Origin of the sequence: Streptosporangium sp. NPDC049248 (assembly GCF_040678965.1) — a bacterium.
GTDB classification, from domain to species: domain Bacteria; phylum Actinomycetota; class Actinomycetes; order Streptosporangiales; family Streptosporangiaceae; genus Streptosporangium; species Streptosporangium fukuiense.
In genome coordinates this window covers 128,121-140,896 of sequence record NZ_JBFAQY010000026.1, presented here as the reverse complement: position 1 = coordinate 140,896, position 12,776 = coordinate 128,121, and the positions used below count along the sequence as shown (strand labels likewise).

Annotated in this window: 13 protein-coding genes, 2 tRNA genes and 1 other RNA gene; 6 read left to right on the top strand and 10 right to left on the bottom strand. The window is 69.5% G+C overall.

The genetic code is table 11. From position 1 onward, the window contains the following. Window positions 1–79: 79 nt before the first annotated feature. The 5 genes from AB0K21_RS34555 to upp form a co-directional block, all read right to left on the bottom strand. The gene (locus AB0K21_RS34555) at window positions 80–781 is read right to left on the bottom strand and encodes an FCD domain-containing protein (RefSeq protein WP_030919768.1); all 702 of its coding nucleotides are present in this window, start codon (window positions 779–781) and stop codon (window positions 80–82) included. A gap of 109 nt (window positions 782–890) precedes the next feature. Continuing rightward, the gene (locus tag AB0K21_RS34550) at window positions 891–2,249 is read right to left on the bottom strand and encodes a helix-turn-helix transcriptional regulator (protein ID WP_343970248.1); all 1,359 of its coding nucleotides are present in this window, start codon (window positions 2,247–2,249) and stop codon (window positions 891–893) included. A 141-nt stretch (window positions 2,250–2,390) separates the two neighbouring features. Then, complete coding sequence (locus AB0K21_RS34545; RefSeq protein ID WP_030919774.1) at window positions 2,391–2,921, bottom strand: PH domain-containing protein; 531 nt, start codon at window positions 2,919–2,921, stop codon at window positions 2,391–2,393. Window positions 2,922–3,238: 317 nt separating this feature from the next. Continuing rightward, the gene (locus AB0K21_RS34540; RefSeq protein ID WP_343970245.1) at window positions 3,239–3,469 is read right to left on the bottom strand and encodes a hypothetical protein; all 231 of its coding nucleotides are present in this window, start codon (window positions 3,467–3,469) and stop codon (window positions 3,239–3,241) included. Window positions 3,470–3,654: 185 nt separating this feature from the next. Further along, a complete protein-coding gene (gene upp / locus AB0K21_RS34535; RefSeq protein ID WP_343970242.1) occupies window positions 3,655–4,293 on the bottom strand; it encodes a uracil phosphoribosyltransferase in 639 nt (212 codons plus the stop codon). Window positions 4,294–4,471: 178 nt separating this feature from the next. On the opposite strand from upp, the gene AB0K21_RS34530 reads away from it, so the two are divergent. From AB0K21_RS34530 to AB0K21_RS34515, 4 genes are all read left to right on the top strand, one after another. Further along, a complete protein-coding gene (locus AB0K21_RS34530) occupies window positions 4,472–4,981 on the top strand; it encodes a tRNA adenosine deaminase-associated protein (RefSeq protein ID WP_245651776.1) in 510 nt (169 codons plus the stop codon). Between the two features lie 16 nt (window positions 4,982–4,997). Continuing rightward, window positions 4,998–5,489, top strand: a complete 492-nt coding sequence (locus tag AB0K21_RS34525) for a tRNA adenosine deaminase-associated protein (protein ID WP_343970237.1) — start codon at window positions 4,998–5,000, stop codon at window positions 5,487–5,489. Window positions 5,490–5,506: 17 nt separating this feature from the next. Further along, window positions 5,507–5,950 (top strand): tRNA adenosine(34) deaminase TadA, encoded by a 444-nt coding sequence (tadA, locus tag AB0K21_RS34520; RefSeq protein WP_343970930.1) that lies wholly within the window; start codon window positions 5,507–5,509, stop codon window positions 5,948–5,950. 24 nt (window positions 5,951–5,974) lie between these two features. Beyond that, a tRNA-Ser gene (locus AB0K21_RS34515) sits at window positions 5,975–6,064 on the top strand. A gap of 104 nt (window positions 6,065–6,168) precedes the next feature. Here AB0K21_RS34515 and AB0K21_RS34510 read toward each other — a convergent pair. The 4 genes from AB0K21_RS34510 to AB0K21_RS34495 all read right to left on the bottom strand — a co-directional run bounded on the left by AB0K21_RS34510 (window position 6,169) and on the right by AB0K21_RS34495 (window position 8,504). Next, window positions 6,169–6,471, bottom strand: a complete 303-nt coding sequence (locus AB0K21_RS34510) for a type II toxin-antitoxin system VapB family antitoxin (RefSeq protein ID WP_030919787.1) — start codon at window positions 6,469–6,471, stop codon at window positions 6,169–6,171. A 106-nt stretch (window positions 6,472–6,577) separates the two neighbouring features. Then, window positions 6,578–7,435, bottom strand: coding sequence for a neutral zinc metallopeptidase (locus tag AB0K21_RS34505; RefSeq protein ID WP_343970232.1), 858 nt, complete (start codon window positions 7,433–7,435; stop codon window positions 6,578–6,580). Window positions 7,436–7,873: 438 nt separating this feature from the next. Continuing rightward, a complete protein-coding gene (locus AB0K21_RS34500; RefSeq protein ID WP_343970229.1) occupies window positions 7,874–8,077 on the bottom strand; it encodes a hypothetical protein in 204 nt (67 codons plus the stop codon). 338 nt (window positions 8,078–8,415) lie between these two features. Next, window positions 8,416–8,504, bottom strand: a tRNA-Ser gene (locus tag AB0K21_RS34495). 82 nt (window positions 8,505–8,586) lie between these two features. On the opposite strand from AB0K21_RS34495, the gene ffs reads away from it, so the two are divergent. Then, window positions 8,587–8,682, top strand: an RNA gene (gene ffs, locus AB0K21_RS34490) — signal recognition particle sRNA small type. Window positions 8,683–8,712: 30 nt separating this feature from the next. Beyond that, the gene (locus tag AB0K21_RS34485) at window positions 8,713–10,890 is read left to right on the top strand and encodes a DNA polymerase III subunit gamma and tau (protein ID WP_364155847.1); all 2,178 of its coding nucleotides are present in this window, start codon (window positions 8,713–8,715) and stop codon (window positions 10,888–10,890) included. A 138-nt stretch (window positions 10,891–11,028) separates the two neighbouring features. Here the strand turns inward: AB0K21_RS34485 and AB0K21_RS34480 are convergent, their stop codons facing one another. After that, window positions 11,029–12,495 (bottom strand): GAF domain-containing protein, encoded by a 1,467-nt coding sequence (locus tag AB0K21_RS34480; protein WP_343971713.1) that lies wholly within the window; start codon window positions 12,493–12,495, stop codon window positions 11,029–11,031. Window positions 12,496–12,776: the final 281 nt, after the last annotated feature.

Sequence of the window (12,776 nt, the reverse complement as noted above, 5' to 3'; positions counted from 1 at the left end):
GCCCGTCCTGAAGACCAAGCCCTGGCGTGACCCGGCCGGTGGCGGGGCCCGCACTGTGAGAAGCCCTGGGAGGGAGGGGTCAGGCGGAGAGTTCCTGTTCCTCGGTCAGGGCGATCAGGATGTGCTCCATGCACGCGTGTCCCGCGTGTTCGGCGGCGGCGGCGTCACCGGCCGCGATGGCGCGGGCGATGGCGTCGTGCGGGATGTAGGTGGTGTTCAGGGTGCTGCTCAGCGAGGTGCCCGCGGCGGTGATGCTGGCGCGCAGCGCCGCTGAGAAGTCCTCGTAAAGCTCGATCAGCACCAGGTTGTGGGTGGCACGGACCACCGCGATGTGGAAGGCAAGGTCGGATTCGACGAACGCGTTGGGTTCGCCCAGTTGCCAGGCGTTGTCCCGCTCGGTCAGCGCCGCCTCGATCGCGGCGATGTCGGCGTCGGTGCGCCTGGTCGCGGCGAGCCTGGCGGCCTCCACCTCCAGCGCACGCCGCACCTCCAGGATCTCAAGCTGCTCGGCGGAGCGTAGCCGGCGCAGCATGGCCCCGGAGAGCTCGCTCGTGGCGCGAACGTACGTTCCGTCACCCTGGCGACACTCCAGCAGGCCGGCGTGTGTGAGCGCCCGCACCGCCTCGCGCACGGTGTTGCGACCGACCCCGAGTTGTTCGGCGAGTACGGTCTCGGTAGGAATCTTCGCGTGCATCTGCCAGGAGTTAGAAGTGATCTGCTCCTTGAGTTGATCGATCACTTGGTCGACGAGGGATGCTCGCTGCGCCGTACGCAGACTCACCGTCCGCCTCCTCCGGAGAAACCAATCATCCTATGAATCAATGACTGGTAGACCCTAGTTATTCCAGAGGTGCGAAAACAAATCTGGAACTCCCTTAACGAAACCGGTCTTATCGGACCAAAGCCGAGTCGACGGTCACGCCCACCAGCGCGTCGCGCACTCCAGCGGTTTCGAGAGCCCTACGATACGCGCTGGCCTGGTCATCACGCGCACCGACCTGGCCGTACAGGTCTCCTAGGTCACGCCAGACTCGCGCGGTCCCCCGATCAGGGCCGGAGAGCTCGTACCGGACGCCGTTCAGCAGCAGCTTGGCGGTGTCCAGGGCGGTCGTGACGTCGCTCCGGCCGTGGGCCAGCGCGGCCCGGGCGAGAACCAGCTGCGCGGTCGCCCCGATGGCGCCCGCCTGGCCGCCCGGCATGTCGAGGGCGGTTCTGGCCAGATCCGCCGCGCCCTGAGCGTCGCCGGTCGCCAGCCGGACCTGGGCGAGCACGACGATGCTCCTGATGTACTCGTGGACGCGTTCGGGGAACGCCGCGAAGACCTTGCCGGCGCTGGTCGCGAGCCTGTGGGCCTCGTCGAGTGACTCGTCGCCCGTGGAGGCGGCGAGACGTGCCCAGTCCATCGCGATGAGGGCGAGCTGTGACGCCATCCGTGCCGGGCGACCGGTCGCGATCGCGTCGTCGGCGAGGCGGACGGCCAGGGCCGAGTCCTCTCTGTCAGAGGCCGCGACACTCGCTCGCCAGAGGGCGTGGATCTCCGCGGTGCGGTTGACCGCGGTGGGGACGCCATTGGTCGACAGGACGTGCCGAACGTAGGAGATGCCCGGTGAGCCGGGTCCGTGAGAGGTTTCGGCCTCCATCAGGGAGGCGGCCAGCTCGACGGCGATCTCGCCCTGCGACAGGGGGAGCCGGTTGACTTCGCTGAGCGCGTGGGCGGCCAGGTCGCGCGAGCGAGGGGTGTCTCCGGCACGCTGGTAGCAGCGGCTCAGCGCCACCGTCAGCGGCAGGTCGGCCAAGCGCTCGGGGTGGGCGGCCGCCTCACGGCGGAGTCGCTCGAACGCCTCCAACGCCGGACCGATCCTGCCCTGGGCCTCCAGCGCGCGTGCGCGGCCGAGTCGCGCGTGCGCGGCCAGCATCGCGTTCTCCTCGCCGGCGACCTTGACGATCTCACCGAAACGGTCCGCCGCGACGGACGGGTCGCCGTGGAGAAGCTCCAACTCCGCGTGGCGCAGGCCAAGCTCGGTGTCGATGCGCTGGCGCGGCTCGATCCCGTGCAGCAGGAACTCGGTGGTGCACCCCAGTCGCTCGGCCAGCAGACGGGCGACCACGGGCGTCGGCGTCCGCTTGCCGGACTCGATGAGGGAGACGTAGCTGTCGGAAAGGTCGGGCCCTGCCAACTGGGCCTGGGACATGCGCCTACTCAGTCGCAGTCCGCGGACGCGGTCACCGATGGTTCCCTGACTCGGCATCTGATCTCTCAGGGCGGGGGATGGTCAATGTTCCCGCCATGATTGCATGAAGCAGTCGAATCGGGTAACCCCGCGTGAAAAATCCTCACCGGGGAGTGTGGGCAGCCACTATGTCATTGCTGTCAATATGGACATAGGGAACTAATCATCCGAATCATTGCCCCCCGGGAAGAGCATCTGGCAGACCTCCAGGTAGAGGGTCTCCGGGTATGGAATGTAATTGACCCTCGACAGAGCCTGGTCCTGACCGGCCGACTCCAGAACGAACTCGCCGTAGCCCAGCATGCGGCCGAGGATCGAGCGCTGGAAGCTCATGTCGGTCACTTTGCCGAGCGGCATCATGTCGACCTTGCGGGTGATCAAGCCGGTGGTGAGCAGCATGCGCTTGGAGGTGACGACGAAGTAGTCGACCGACCACTCCGCGACCTTCCAGACGAAGCGGATCAACAACAGCAGCCAGGCCCACCAGACGATGACGAGCACGCCACCGCCGCCCTGGTCGCCGAACCACTTGCTGAGCAGTCCGGCGAGGATCAGGCCGCCGAAGACCTCGGCGACCGCGCGAAGCAGCACGGCCGGGTGGCGCCGCACCATGATGACCTGGTGTTCGTGGGGGAGCAGGTAGCGGTTGACCGACGAGGGAGCGGAGTCCCCGTGGGTCACGAGCCTCATGACAGGTGTGAGACGAATTGGGCCAGAGAATCGGCCGCCGTGTAAACCGTGTCCATGGCACCCCTTACGGCGTTGGCTGCGTCACCTGGTCGGGTGAACAGGAAAAACGCCACAAAACCGACAGCGCTATACGATAGGACTTTCTTGACCTGCACGTTGGCCTCCCACTACCACTCACCCACTGCACCCGCCATATACATTACCCAGGGCCATGCCGCGGTAAAGCGCATCGGCTCATTCGGTCTCGTACGCGTCGCGAGGATCCCGCGCGAGGGCCCCGTGGGCCCCTCCCGGACATCCGTGCCCCTCATGACCCGTCACCCGCGTTCGCTCGCGACCAGTGCGAGGACCTCGAGGTGCTTGCGGGCGATCCGCTCGACCAGCGTCGGATGGGCGTGGCCGACGACCTCCAGCGCTCCGTAGTGAGCCGCCTCTATGCAGCGGGTCACCGTGGCCGCCGGATGGACTTCGGAGAACTCGTCCCTGAGCGCGGCGCTGAAGTCCGCGTAAGGGTCGGGTTCGGTGTCCGGGATGATTCGCTCGCTCATGGTTCTCCCTGGTGTGCGCCCGCGGCCTCGGCGGACCGGGGACACAGAAGAGATGTCTTCGCGACTCTTCGTACCCGCTCGATCGCGTTATGTAACGATCGGCGGGTAGAAGAACCATCCTTCAAGGGAAAAGGATGGCTCTGAAATCCCGGAACCTTCGGGTCGGCGGCGATACCGGGGAGTACTCAGACGACGCCGTAGAGCCGGTCTCCGGCGTCGCCCAGCCCGGGAACGATGTAGCCGTGCTCGTTCAGGCGCTCGTCCAGGGCCGCGGTCACCAGGCGGATCGGCTTGCCGCTGCCGTTGAAGACCTGGTCCATGTAGGCGATGCCCTCGGGGGCGGCCAGCAGGCAGAGCGCGGTCACGTCGTCGGCGCCCCGGTCGAAGAGGAACTGGATCGCGGCGGCGAGGGTGCCGCCGGTGGCCAGCATCGGGTCCACCACGTAGACCTGACGGCCGGAGAGGTCGTCGGGCAGCCGGGTGGCGTAGGTCTCCGCCTGGAGGGTGGACTCGTTGCGGATCATTCCCAGGAAACCGACCTCGGCGGTGGGCAGTAGCCGGGTCATGCCCTCCAGCATCCCCAGTCCCGCGCGCAGGATCGGGACCACCAGCGGGCAGGGCTGTGCCAGCCGCACGCCCTTGGCGGGAGCCACGGGCGTCTGCACCGACCACTCGGTGACGCGGACGTGCCTGGTCGCCTCGTAGGCCAGCAGGGTCACCAACTCGTCGGCGAGACGCCGGAAAGTGGGGGAGTCCGTGCCGACGTCCCGCAGCACGGTCAGCTTGTGGGCCACCAGGGGATGGTCGACGACCAGGGTTTCCATGGTGGCCAAAGATATCCTGGGCACTCGGCGGGCGATGAGCCGGGGGAGGGTGGGCGGCACCTGTTCGACATCACCCGCTCACTCGGATTTGATCACAATTTGGTCGGAGAGACCCACGTCCGTGTCCCGCTTCTGAAAGCATTGACCTCCGTAGAGAAAGCATTCGGTGGGGATGGCCATGTCAGACGAAGACTCGCTGGACTTTGCCATCGTGATCTACCGTGAGGACGACGGCTGGGAGGCGGAGATGCTCCCCGTGGCCCTCACGTCCGACCTCGACGGCCTCATCCACGCCCTGCGCCAGCAACCGAGCATGAACGGCACGATTGGCCTGGTCGCCGTTGGGGATGAGTTCTTCGTGGCGCTACGGGTGTTCGGCGAGAGGGTCGAGGTCTTCCTGTCCGACATCGCCGCGTCCTGGGACTTCCCGCTCGCCCGGCAGGCGCTGGAATACCTGGACGTGCCGGTTCCCGACGAGGACGAACTCGACGCGATTCTTCAGGACGAGGAGACGGCGCTCCCCGCGGGGGACCTGTCGATCTTCGCGGACCTGGGGCTTGACGAGATGGAACTCGGCATCCTCTCCGGCGACATCGACCTCCTGCCGGAGGACGTCCTGTCCAGCATCGCCGCGCGGCTGGGGTTCTCCGAGCCGTTCGAACGCGCCATCGACTCTGTGTTCGGCTGACCTCGGGAGATCGGCCATGCCCTCCAGACCACCCCGCAACAGTGTTTTCTCCGCGGCCTTCGTCCGTACACCGGACGGTTGGAAAGGCGCGGAGGTCGACCTCAGCGAGGCCGAGATCGTCGACGATCTCGGCGACGCCGTTCAGGAGCATCTGGGGCTCAACGGCGACGAGCTTGCTCTTCTGTGTGTGGAGGTGGAGGACGAGTGGTTCGCGATCGTCCGATATCAGGGCGACCTGGAGCCACGCACCTTCCTGTCCGACGCCCACGCGGGGCTCTCCGACGGCCTCGGTGAGCTCTTCACCGAGCTGGCCGGGGTGGCGGTCGACAAGGACACCCCCGACCTGGGCGTGCGGCCGGCGGGCGACTTCGAGTTGCTGGAGGACCTCGGGCTGAGTTCCGACGAGCTCGTCGAGCTCAGCATGGAGGAGGGCGCGCTCCCCGGGGACACGCTCTCGGTGATCGCCGAGCGGATGGCCTTCGCCGACGAGCTCGACCGGTTGCGTTGACGGACTACGTCGGGGAGATGAGGCTCGCCCTGGCGCAGGCCGCCGAAGCCGGAGCCCGCGGCGAGGTGCCCGTCGGTGCGGTGGTCATCGGCCCGGACGGCTCCGTGCTGGGGCGCGCGGGAAACGACAGGGAGGCCTCGGCCGACCCCACCGCGCACGCCGAGGTGCTCGCCCTGAGGCAGGCCGCGAAGGCGTGCGGGCGGTGGCGGCTGACCGGCTGCACGTTGGTGGTCACCCTGGAGCCCTGCACCATGTGCGCGGGCGCCGCCGTGCTCGCCCGGGTCGACCGCGTCGTCTACGGCGCCGTCGATCCCAAGGGCGGAGCGGCGGGGTCGCTCTGGGACGTGCTCAGGGACCGCCGCCTCAACCACCGGCCCGAGGTCCTGCGGGGGGTCCTGGCCGATGACTGCGCGGCGGTTCTCACCGAGTTCTTCACCGCTCGCCGGATGCGCGAGCAATAGCGGTTATCCGGTAGGCTGCTCCGCGGTGGAGTCGCCTAGTGGCCGAGGGCGCACGCCTCGAAAGCGTGTGATGGGGCAACCTATCCGTGGGTTCAAATCCCACCTCCACCGCCACACAGGAAGGGCTCCCGCGGTCGCGGGAGCCCTTCCTCGCGTTCTGCCTTCTTTCCCCCGCCGTTCCATCCCTTTCGCGAACCCGGCACATCCCGCCCGGGGCCTCAGTTCTCCGTGGGCAGTTCCAGGACCCGGGCGTGCAGCACCGAGCGCTGGTGCAGGGCCGAGCGCAGGGCCCGGTGCAGGCCGTCCTCCAGATAGAGGTCGCCGCGCCACTGGACCACGTGCGGGAACAGGTCGCCGTAGAACGTGGAGTCCTTGGCGAGCAGGGAATGCAGGTCCAGCACCGCTTTCGTGGTGATCAGCGTGTCGAGCCGGACCTGTCGCGGCGGTATCTGCGCCCACTCGCGATGCGAGAGACCGTGCTCGGGGTAGGGCCGTCCATCGCCGACCAGCTTGAAGATCACAGTACGTAGTTTAGGAGAGAATCCGGCCTCTCGCCTGTCCGATCTTCATCGCCGCAGTTCGGAGGCCGTCTTTCGGATGCGTCCTGGGCAGGTGCCGCCGGAGTTCTCAGATGTCGCCGGAGAAGGTGTCGCACCTGCCGGGATCGCCGCTCTGGTAGCCGGTGGTGAACCACTTGACGCGCTGCGCCGACGTGCCGTGGGTGAAGCCCTCGGGGGTGACCCGGCCCTGGGTCCGCTCCTGGATGCTGTCGTCGCCCACGGCGGACGCGGCGCTCAGCGCCTCCTCGATGTCCGTCCTGCTGAACGGTTTCTCGAACAGGCCGGTCTCGTAGGCGTTCTTGGCCCAGGCGCCCGAGTAGCAGTCGGCCTGCAGTTCCAGTCTTACCGAGCCGCTCTTGGGGCCCTGCCGGTCCCCCTGGGCCTTGGCGTCGGTACCGATCAGGTGCTGGACGTGGTGACCGTACTCGTGCCCGATGACGTACGCCTGGGCGAAGGGGCCGCCTTTGGCGCCGAACCTGCTCTCCAGTTCCTTGAAGAAGCTGAGGTCCAGGTAGACCTGGCGGTCGGCCGGGCAGTAGAACGGGCCGACGGAGGCGTCGGCGGCACCGCAGGCGGTGTTGACCTGGCCGGAGAACATGACGGTCTTGGCGGGCTCGTATCCTTGGACGGCCTTCGGCCAGTACTCCTGGACGCTGTTGACCACGCCGACCACCCGGCACTCCTCGTTCTGGTCGGCGTCCCGCCCGGTCTTGCACTGCGCCGAGAGGTCGGAGCCCGGGCCGACCGGAGCCGGATCGGAGCCGCCGGTGATGTCTCCGGGGTTGATCCCGAACACCAGCGCGAGGATGAGCGCGATGATTCCGGCCGCCCCGCCGCCGACCGCGAGACCTCCACCGGGAATCCTCCCCCGGCCGCGGTTTTCGACCTGCGAGCTGTCCAGCTGGACATCGTCCTTGAAATCCATCGCCCGACATCCCTTCGATCCGCTTGGGGCGCCTCCCCTGCCCCGAACAGAGCTTGACATGCCCGCACGCGGACAAAGGCATGAGATGCGAGGTTCACCCTCCTACATGCCCAAGACCCCCTTCTCCGTACTCGTTACCCGAGGTGTGAATATCGATGGCTTGCCCGGCTCGCTGACGCGTGGTCCCGAGCCGAGGGGGCGCCACGATCTCCTCGCGCGCCCGGAGACGACGATCTCCCAGGTCCTCCGCTTGCCGTCCCGTTCGAAGCCCGGAGGTTCGGCGGACCTTCCCACCGTTGTCGGGCGTCCGAGAACCGGAACCTCGATCCGAGGCCGTCGACGATTCCCGCCCCGGCACCGGTTCCGCCTGCGCGTCGCCGAACTCCCCCGCTCATGCGTTCCCGACGCGGATGAGCACCCCGGTGCTCACGCGGTGGGTCAGGGGGTGGGGCCGGTGATACCGGTGCAGATCAGGTCGGTGACCAGGTCGATGGCGGCGTCGGGGGAAAGGCGGGTCTTGGGAGGCTGGCTCACCCAGATCGCGGCGTACTCGGTGATGAGGGCCATGATGGCGCAGGCGACGTCCTGCGGGCGGCCGGCGGCGGAGACGTAGTCGAGGTGGCCGGCCAAGTCGGCGGCCATGGGGTCCATGAGGTCCCAGAGGCGACGGCGCACTCGGCCTACGGCGTCACCCTTGGCGAAGACGTCCTCTTCGTCGTACGGCCCGACGGCTGTCTCGGCCTCGTCACGGACTCTCCGGAAGAGGCCGAGACGGCCGCTACCGGGAGCGCCTCGGTGCGAGGTGAGCACAAGGCGCCGTCATCGGTTTCTGCGGGGTACGCGCGCACCGGCAGCGGCACGAACACCACCGGACGGGCACGGTGGGACCGAAGCCTGTAGCCGTTCGGAGCCGGTAGGCGTCCCACAGCGGCCTGAGACGACGAAGGGCCGGACGGCATATGCCGTCCGGCCCTTCGAGGTGGCGGAGGATAGGAGATTCGAACTCCTGAGGGGTTGCCCCCAACACGCTTTCCAAGCGTGCGCCCTAGGCCAACTAGGCGAATCCTCCGTGGAGAAGCTTACCCAACTTTCGAGGTGCACGGACCATGGATTTCCGACCCCGAGCACTCGGATCTGAGGCTAGACTGAGGGTCGACCCCTCGCGCGGCGTCATCCTGTGAACCTCCCCAGGGCCGGAAGGCAGCAAGGATAAGCGGGCTCTGGCGGGTGTGCGAGGGGTCTTTCGTTTCAGGACCCCTCGCAGGTGGGATCGTCGCATGAGTCTTGCGCTGTACCGCAAGTACCGGCCCGGAACCTTCGCCGAGGTCAAGGGTCAGGAACACGTCACCGATCCGCTCCGCCAGGCGCTGCGCAGCGGGCGCATCAACCACGCCTACCTGTTCAGCGGTCCCAGGGGATGTGGCAAGACGTCCAGCGCGCGCATCCTCGCCCGCTCCCTGAACTGCGAGAAGGGCCCGACCCCCGAGCCGTGCGGGGAGTGCGAGTCCTGCGTGGCGCTGGCGCCCACCGGTCCCGGCCACCTCGACGTCATCGAGATCGACGCCGCCTCGCACGGCGGCGTGGACGACGCCCGCGACCTGCGCGAGCGGGCCTTCTTCGCGCCGGTGTCGTCGCGCTTCAAGATCTACATCATCGACGAGGCGCACATGGTGACCCGCGAGGGTTTCAACGCGCTGCTCAAGCTCGTCGAGGAGCCTCCCCCTCACCTGAAGTTCGTCTTCGCGACCACCGAGCCAGAGAAGGTCATCGGGACGATCAAGTCCAGGACCCATCACTACCCGTTCCGGCTGATCCCGCCGGCCGCGCTGCGCACGCTCATGGAGGAGATCCTCACCTCCGAGAACGTGCCGTTCGAGCCCGCCGCGCTCCCGCTGGTGGTCCGGGCGGGCGCGGGTTCGGCCCGGGACTCGCTCTCCATCCTCGACCAGCTGTTCGCCGGGTCGGACGAGGCGGGCATCACGTACGCACGTGCCGTCTCCCTGCTCGGCTACACCGACGGTGACCTGCTCGACGACGTGGTCGCGGCCTTCGCCGGTCGCGACGGTGCGCTGGTGTTCCAGGTGGTGAACCGGGTGATCGAGGGCGGCCACGACCCCCGGCGGTTCGCGATGGACCTGCTGGAGCGCTTCCGTGACCTGGTGATCCTGGCCAACGTGCCGGAGGCGGCCACCAGCGGGCTGCTCGACCGGCCAGGCGACGAGCTGGAGCGGCTCCAGGTCCAGGCGGCCTCGATGGGTCCGGCCGAGCTGACCCGCGCCGCGGAGATCCTCAACGCGGGCCTGATCGAGATGCGCGGCGCGGCCTCGCCTCGGCTGCTCCTTGAGCTGATGTGCGCCAGGATCCTGCTTCCCGGCGCGGCGCAGGGTGAGGCGGCGCTGCTGACACGGCTGGAGCGGCTGGAGCGGGGCGGGGTCGCCGTGCCCGCCGCTTCGCAGGCCGTGGCCCCGCAGGCCGCGGCTCCGGCACCGGTGGTCCACGCGGCGCCCCCGCCGCAGGCGGAGCGGCCCGCACCGCCCGTCGTCAAGGCACCCGCCGAGCAGCCCGCTGCCCAGGGCGACGACTGGCCGGTGGCGGTCAGGCCCGGCGCACCGGCTACGGGGCAGCAGGCCCAGGCGCCCGTTCAGCAGGCTCCCGGCGCGCCCGCGCCGGTCGACATGGCTGCCGCACCCGGTTCCGGGGGCGGGGCCGTGCAGCAGGCGTGGCCCCAGGTGCTCGCCGCGCTCAAGCGGCGCAGCATCGTCGTGTGGGCCAACGTCAACACCAACGCCCAGGTCGTCGGGGTCGAGGGCAAGATCGTAACTTTGGGATTCGCGCAGGTCGGCGCGATGAAGAACTTCACCGGGGGCGGCAAGGACGCGGTCGTCGCGGCGGTGCTGCAGGAGGTTCTGGGCGGGACCTGGAAGGTCGAGGCCGTCGTCGGCAACGGGCCCGCTCCGTCGGGCGGGGGCCGTGCGCCGGCACCGAGACAGCCCCCGGCCCCCCAGCAGCCCACCCCCCAGCCGTCGCAGCCGCAGGTCCAGGCGCCGGTCCGGCAGGCACAGGCCCCAGCCGCTCCGCCCGCGCCGCAGGCGGAGCGGGAGGCCCCGGCGCGTCAGAGCCCGCCCGCGACGGACGAGTCCTGGCCGGACGCCCCCATGCCGGAGGACCCGGGCTCGCCTCCCCCGTCGATCTCCGGGCCCGGCCCAGGTCTGGCCGCCGCCCGCTCGGCCGCCAAGGCCGCGGCCCAGGCCGGTCCACGGGCCGTGGCCAAGACCGGCGCCAAGCCGGCCTGGCCCGACGCGGTGCCCGGCCGGGGTAACCGCGGCGCCGCCCCCGACGCCGACGAGGTCGACCCGCTGAACGACGCGGACGCCGACGTCGACGCGCTCAGCGGGATGGCCCTCATCCAGCGCGAGCTGGGTGGCCAGATCATCGGCGAGATCGACCACACCTGACGGTTTCACGCCGGGCTCCCAGCCGCGTCCCGGAGGTCTCAGACCGGTCGACGGCGCGCGTCCGTCCGGAAGCGGTCGCCGGGAAACCCGCCGCACCCGTGGCAGCACGGGAGCCCCGCCTTCGGGGTGACGAGGATCTCAGGGCGGGTCGCCGCCGCTGAGGCGGATCCGGGCCGCCACCGCGCGGTGGTCGTGGCCGGGCAGCGTGGCGGCGAGGCGTTCGAGGACCTGGACGTCGTTCCTGCCGTGCTCGGTCTCGGTGTAGGCCCAGAGGTCGTCGGGGTCGCCTCGCCGCAGGAGACGGGCCCGTACCTGGCCCTCCAGCTCCTCCCGCTCGCGGCGCAGGGCGGGCGCCTCGGAGCGGGGCAGCAGGGGGCCGCGGTAGGCGCGGGCGACCGGCGCGGTCTCGCCGGCCGCGAGCAGCCGCTTGAGCTCCAGGAAGTCGGCCTCGACCTGGCAGGTAAGGCGGTACGGCTTGGCGGCGATGGTGCGGCCGAGGTGGGCGCGGAGCCGGTGGATCTCGGCACGGATGGTCACCGGATTTCCCTCGTCGCCGTACAGATGGAAGGAGAGTTGGGCGGCCGTCATTCCCCGGGGGTTGAGGACGAGCATCGCGAGGATCTCGGCGTGGCGCAGGGAGAGCGGCAGGCGGACCCCCTCCAGGTACGCCGAGGGGTGCTCGGTGCCGAGGAGGGACAGGGTCAGCACGGGGCCGCGCGCCGGACCCGCGAGGCGGAGCAGGAAGCCCTCGTCACCGAGCGGTTCAAGGAAGGCGCTCCGCCCGTCGGGCAGGACCACCCGGTGGCCCACCTCGGGCAGGCGGATGCGGTGACCCCACTGCCGTGCGTCGTCATCGGCGATGATCCGCCCGGTCACGGTGACCAGGGCGCCGGGCTCGCCGCGCAGCGCGCTCACCTGCCTCTCGTGGCGGCGTCTGAGCCGCTCGTCGCGTTCGAGCATGCGCAGCGTGAGGTGGCTCTCGGCCAGCCGCGCGGCGGCCTCGACGAGGGCGACGCTCGCCGGGTGCATGGCGCGCGTCGTGCCACTGACGTCGACGCAGCCCAGCAGGCCGCCGCCGTCGGGATCGATGACCGGCGCGGCGGAACAGGACCAGATGTGGAGTGCTCTGACCAGATGTTCGGAGGAGAAGACGTGGAGGGGCCGCCGGGTCGCGAGCGCGGTGCCCAGGCCGTTGGTCCCGATCGCCTGCTCGCTCCAGTCGAAGCCGGCGGCCAGTCCCACCTCGTCGGCGCGTTCCATCGTCCGGTGGTTGCCGTCCCGCCAGAGCACCCTGCCCTCGGCGTCGGCGATGAGCAGGATCTGGTCGCCCTCGTCGGCGGCTCCCAGAAGGGTGCCGGTGATGATCGGCAGCAACCCGTTCATCGGGTGGGCCGAACGGACCTCCCGGATGTCCTGGCCCTCGAAGGCCGGCGGAGCCGACCTGGTCCCGAGGTCGACCCCGGCGTCCAGCGACCGCCGCCACGACGAGGAGATCACGCTTCTGGGTCCCTCGGCCACCGGTCGCCCACCGTCGCTCAGGGCCTCGTGCAGGCGCCGCAGCCGTGACGCGTAGGAGTCGAGATCGGCTGCCTGGGCAGCTCTCATCTGGCCGTCGGACACATATCCCCCCGGAACAGAGCCGATGGCGGAAGCATCGGGGCTCGGAACCCCGCACGCAACCCGTTCGATCAAAGAGGGCACGCGGAGTGTGAGCGGACGACCGCAACGTGTGCGCAACCTTCGGGCGGTTACCTTTCGACCACACGTCGCCGTGTGCGGCCGCTCCGGGACGTGTCATCTCGGGTCTCGGACGTCTTGAGGGGGTCCGGGGCCCGATGGAGGTTTAATCCCCGTCAGCAGGGAACCCGTGCCCGCTTCAGTACAAC

Excerpts from the sequence above, each read along its gene's own strand:
- AB0K21_RS34550 (WP_343970248.1), bottom strand. The coding sequence starts at position 2,249 with ATGCCGAGTCAGGGAACCATCGGTGACCGCGTCCGCGGACTGCGACTG.
- AB0K21_RS34545 (WP_030919774.1), bottom strand. The coding sequence starts at position 2,921 with ATGAGGCTCGTGACCCACGGGGACTCCGCTCCCTCGTCGGTCAACCGC.
- AB0K21_RS34540 (WP_343970245.1), bottom strand. The coding sequence starts at position 3,469 with ATGAGCGAGCGAATCATCCCGGACACCGAACCCGACCCTTACGCGGAC.
- upp (WP_343970242.1), bottom strand. The coding sequence starts at position 4,293 with ATGGAAACCCTGGTCGTCGACCATCCCCTGGTGGCCCACAAGCTGACC.
- AB0K21_RS34530 (WP_245651776.1), top strand. The coding sequence starts at position 4,472 with ATGTCAGACGAAGACTCGCTGGACTTTGCCATCGTGATCTACCGTGAG.
- AB0K21_RS34525 (WP_343970237.1), top strand. The coding sequence starts at position 4,998 with ATGCCCTCCAGACCACCCCGCAACAGTGTTTTCTCCGCGGCCTTCGTC.
- tadA (WP_343970930.1), top strand. The coding sequence starts at position 5,507 with ATGAGGCTCGCCCTGGCGCAGGCCGCCGAAGCCGGAGCCCGCGGCGAG.
- AB0K21_RS34505 (WP_343970232.1), bottom strand. The coding sequence starts at position 7,435 with ATGGATTTCAAGGACGATGTCCAGCTGGACAGCTCGCAGGTCGAAAAC.
- AB0K21_RS34500 (WP_343970229.1), bottom strand. The coding sequence starts at position 8,077 with ATGGCCGCCGACTTGGCCGGCCACCTCGACTACGTCTCCGCCGCCGGC.
- AB0K21_RS34485 (WP_364155847.1), top strand. The coding sequence starts at position 8,713 with ATGAGTCTTGCGCTGTACCGCAAGTACCGGCCCGGAACCTTCGCCGAG.
- AB0K21_RS34480 (WP_343971713.1), bottom strand. The coding sequence starts at position 12,495 with ATGAGAGCTGCCCAGGCAGCCGATCTCGACTCCTACGCGTCACGGCTG.